Source organism: Neisseria sp. (genome assembly GCF_030530745.1).
GTDB lineage: Bacteria > Pseudomonadota > Gammaproteobacteria > Burkholderiales > Neisseriaceae > Neisseria.
Genome location: NZ_JAUMUI010000050.1, coordinates 1 through 3,749 on the forward strand (window position 1 = coordinate 1; position 3,749 = coordinate 3,749).

Genomic DNA, 3,749 nt, shown 5'->3' on the forward strand with positions numbered 1-3,749 from the left:
AATGATTTAAGTTTTAATGTCAAAGGTTTGATTTATGATTTCCAAACTCCCCCTGCCGGAATACGAATATGTGGTGCCGAAATCCGATGCCGACTTCGTGCGCCGCGCCATTGTGTACAAGCTGATTTTTATTTTGGGTGTCGATCCGCGTGATGCCACGTCCAAAGAGTGGCTCAACGCCGCCATGTTTGCCGCCCGCGACCTGGTTACCGAAAGTTTCCTGAAAACCCGCCGCAGCCACGAAGATCACGGCAAACGCACAGTCTACTATCTCTCTATGGAATTCCTGATGGGGCGCTCATTCGTTAATTCTTTGATTAACGAAGGCGTATATGACGTATTTAACGAGGCGTTCGGTCAGATGGGGCTGGATTTTGCCGACATCTGCGAGCAGGAAGAAGACCCCGGTTTGGGCAATGGCGGACTCGGCCGCCTGGCCGCCTGCTTCCTCGATTCGATGGCCACCCTGCGCATTCCCGCCGTAGGCTACGGCATCCGTTACCAATACGGTATGTTCAAGCAGGAAATCGTTGACGGCCAGCAGGTTGAAAAACCCGATTTGTGGCTGGATCACGATATGCAGTGGCAGTTTGCCCGCCCGGCCAAACGCTATCCCGTGTCGTTCGGCGGCAGGGTGCACGGCAGCGGCAGCATCAAATATTGGGAACCTGCCGAACACATCACCGCGCTGGCGTATGACGAAATCGTTCCCGGTTACGGCGGCAGCGTCGCCAACCCGCTGCGCTTGTGGACGGCACACGCAGGCGACACGTTCGATTTGGCCAACTTCAACCAGGGCGACTATTTCGCCGCCATGCGCGAACAAACCCAAGACGAAAACATCTCGCGCGTGCTTTATCCTAACGATTCCACCGACATCGGCCGCGAACTGCGCCTGAAACAGGAATATTTCTTGGTATCTGCCTCGATTCAAGACATCATTGCCCGTCATAAGTGCCGTTTCCCGAATATCAAAAACCTGGCCGACAAAGTGGTGATCCATCTGAACGACACCCACCCCGTTTTGGCGATTCCCGAGCTGATGCGCATACTGGTCGACGAAGAAAACCTCAAATGGGAAGAGGCATGGAGCATCTGCTGCCGCGTATTCTCCTATACCAACCACACCCTGATGAGCGAAGCGCTGGAAACTTGGACGGTAGATTTGATGGGCAGCCTGCTGCCGCGCCACCTCGACATCATTTTCGAAATCAACGAGCATTTCTTAGATGCCCTGCGCGCCATCGGCAAAACCGATCCCGACTTTATCCGCCGTGTGTCGATTATCGACGAAGAAAACGGCCGCCGCGTACGCATGGCGTGGCTGGCGGTGGTGGGATCCCACCGCGTTAACGGCGTGGCCAAAATCCACTCCGACCTGATGAAAACCTCGATTTTCGCCGACTTCGCCAAAATCTTCCCCGACCGTTTCACCAACGTAACCAACGGCGTTACCCCCCGCCGTTGGATTGCCGTGGCCAACCGTCCGCTGACCGGGTTTTTGGATAAAAACCTCGGCGAGCAGGATTGGCGTCTGCACTTGGATCACCTCGCCAAATTAAACGATTTGGCGGACGACCCCAAAGTGCAGGCTGAATTCGCAGAAGTAAAACAGGCCAACAAGCAGCGCCTGGCCGACTATATCGAAAAAGAGTTGGGCATCAAGGTTAACCCGCAGGCCATGTTCGACGTGCAGATTAAGCGCATCCACGAATACAAGCGCCAAGCCCTCAATGTGATGCACATTATCGACCGTTATAACAAAATCCTCGAAAACCCCGATGCCAACTGGCAGCCGCGCGTGTTTATTTTTGCAGGTAAGGCCGCTTCGGCCTATGTGGCGGCCAAGCGCATCATCCGGCTGATTAACGATGTGGCCGAGGTTATCAACAACGATGGGCGTATCCGCGATCTGATTAAAGTGGTATTTATTCCCAACTACAGTGTAAGCCTGGCGCAGATTATCATTCCCGCCGCCGATTTGTCGGAGCAAATCTCGCTGGCGGGCACCGAGGCTTCCGGCACCGGCAACATGAAGTTCGCCCTCAACGGCGCGCTCACCATCGGCACGCTCGACGGTGCCAATGTGGAAATTCTCGAAAAAGTGGGTGAAGACAACATCTTCATTTTCGGCAATACAGTAGAACAGGTGGAAGAGCTGCGCCGCAACGGTTACGATCCGTTTGCCTATCTTGAGCGCGATACCGATCTGCGCCGCGTGATCAAACAGGTTTCCACAGGCACTTTCTCGCCGGAGGAACCGGGACGCTACAGCAATGTGATGCACGGTTTCGGCGACTATTACCAGCTTGCTGCCGATTTCCGCAGCTATATAGAAGCCCAGGAGCGTGCCGACAAGCATTACAGCGATACGGCCAAATGGCGCCGTTCGGCTCTGATAAACATTGCCAATATGGGTTATTTCTCTTCCGACCGTTCGATTCAGGATTACTGCAAGAAAATCTGGTTTATCGATCCGCTCAGCGAAGAAGAGCTGCCTGACGAAAACCCGTAAGGCGGGCTGCCTGTGAAAGAAAATGCCGTCTGAAAAGATATTTTTCAGACGGCATTTTCATTAAAGGTCTCTAAAGGTCTCGGCCCGGACAGGTTTGGCAAGGGTTTCAAACTTCCTGCCCGCGCCAGAATGATTCCAAAACCTGTTTTATGTCGGCAGTTTCCCTCAGCGTGCGGATGCGTGCGAACAGATCTTCTGCCTGAGGGTAGGCGCGCTTCATCATGCCCAGCCATTGCTTCAGGCGGGCGGCGGGGTATTTGTTGCCTGCTTCTTTGGCGGTGCATAAATCGAAAAACAGGTTAATCCAGCCGGCTATTTCGGCAAAATCCGCTTCCTGTGTGCTGCCGCTTTGTTCGTACTGTTTAATCTGCCGCGCCAAATCGGGGCGCATCACGGCTCCGCGGCCGAGCATCACGCTGTTGCAGCCGCTCACGGTTTTGATGTCGAGATAGTCTTGCAGGGTAAACACGTCGCCGTTGGCGGTAACGGGCACGTTAACGGCATCGCGGATTTTTCTTACCCACTCCCAATGTGCGGGCGGCTCATAACCTTCCACTTTGGTGCGGGCGTGCACGGTCAGGCCGCAGGCGCCGCCTTCGGCAATGGCGAGGGCGCATTCGAGGGCGAGGGTTTTGTCTTCAAACCCCAAGCGCATTTTGGCGGTAAGCGGGATATGCACGGGCAGGCTGCCGCGCACGGTGCGCACGATGTGAAGGATCAGCTCCGGCTCTTTCAGCAATACCGCGCCACCTTTGTGTTTGTTGACGGTGGGGGCGGGGCAGCCGAAGTTGAGGTCGATTTTGCCGGCGCCGAAGCGTACCGCTTCCAAAGCGTTGACCGCCATATTGGCCGCATCGCTGCCCAACAGCTGCACCGTGCAGGGCACGCCTGCGGGGGTAAGGTTGCGGTTGGCGATTTCGGGGGCGTATTTCAGCCAGGTGGGGCGGGAATGCACGGTGTGCGTGATGCGTACGAACTCGCTCACGCATTCGTCGAAGCCGCCGATGCGGGTTAACAGGTCGCGCATCACATCGTCAACCAAGCCCTGCATAGGCGCGAGAATAAGCTGCATATCGGAAGAGGCCGTCTGAAAAAAGCGTATTGTAACGCTGCTGCGTGAATATGAAACCCAAAAAGCGGATAAATGCTTTCAGACGGCCTGAACCTTTGCAAGCCGTTCAGGCCGAGACCTTTGCAAAAATCCCAAAACTCCTCTAAATTCCCCCTAACGGAT

At 55.1% G+C, this 3,749-nt stretch carries 2 protein-coding genes; one reads left to right on the forward strand and one right to left on the reverse strand.

Annotated features, from left to right (window positions below):
- The first annotated feature begins 34 nt into the window (after nt 1-34).
- Entirely contained in the window at nt 35-2,515 is a 2,481-nt protein-coding gene (locus Q3970_RS10645) for a glycogen/starch/alpha-glucan phosphorylase (protein WP_303100546.1), read from the forward strand.
- A gap of 106 nt (nt 2,516-2,621) precedes the next feature.
- Here Q3970_RS10645 and Q3970_RS10650 read toward each other — a convergent pair whose 3' ends face one another.
- The gene (locus Q3970_RS10650) at nt 2,622-3,587 is read right to left on the reverse strand and encodes a tRNA-dihydrouridine synthase (RefSeq protein ID WP_303100547.1); all 966 of its coding nucleotides are present in this window, start codon (nt 3,585-3,587) and stop codon (nt 2,622-2,624) included.
- Nucleotides 3,588-3,749: the final 162 nt, after the last annotated feature.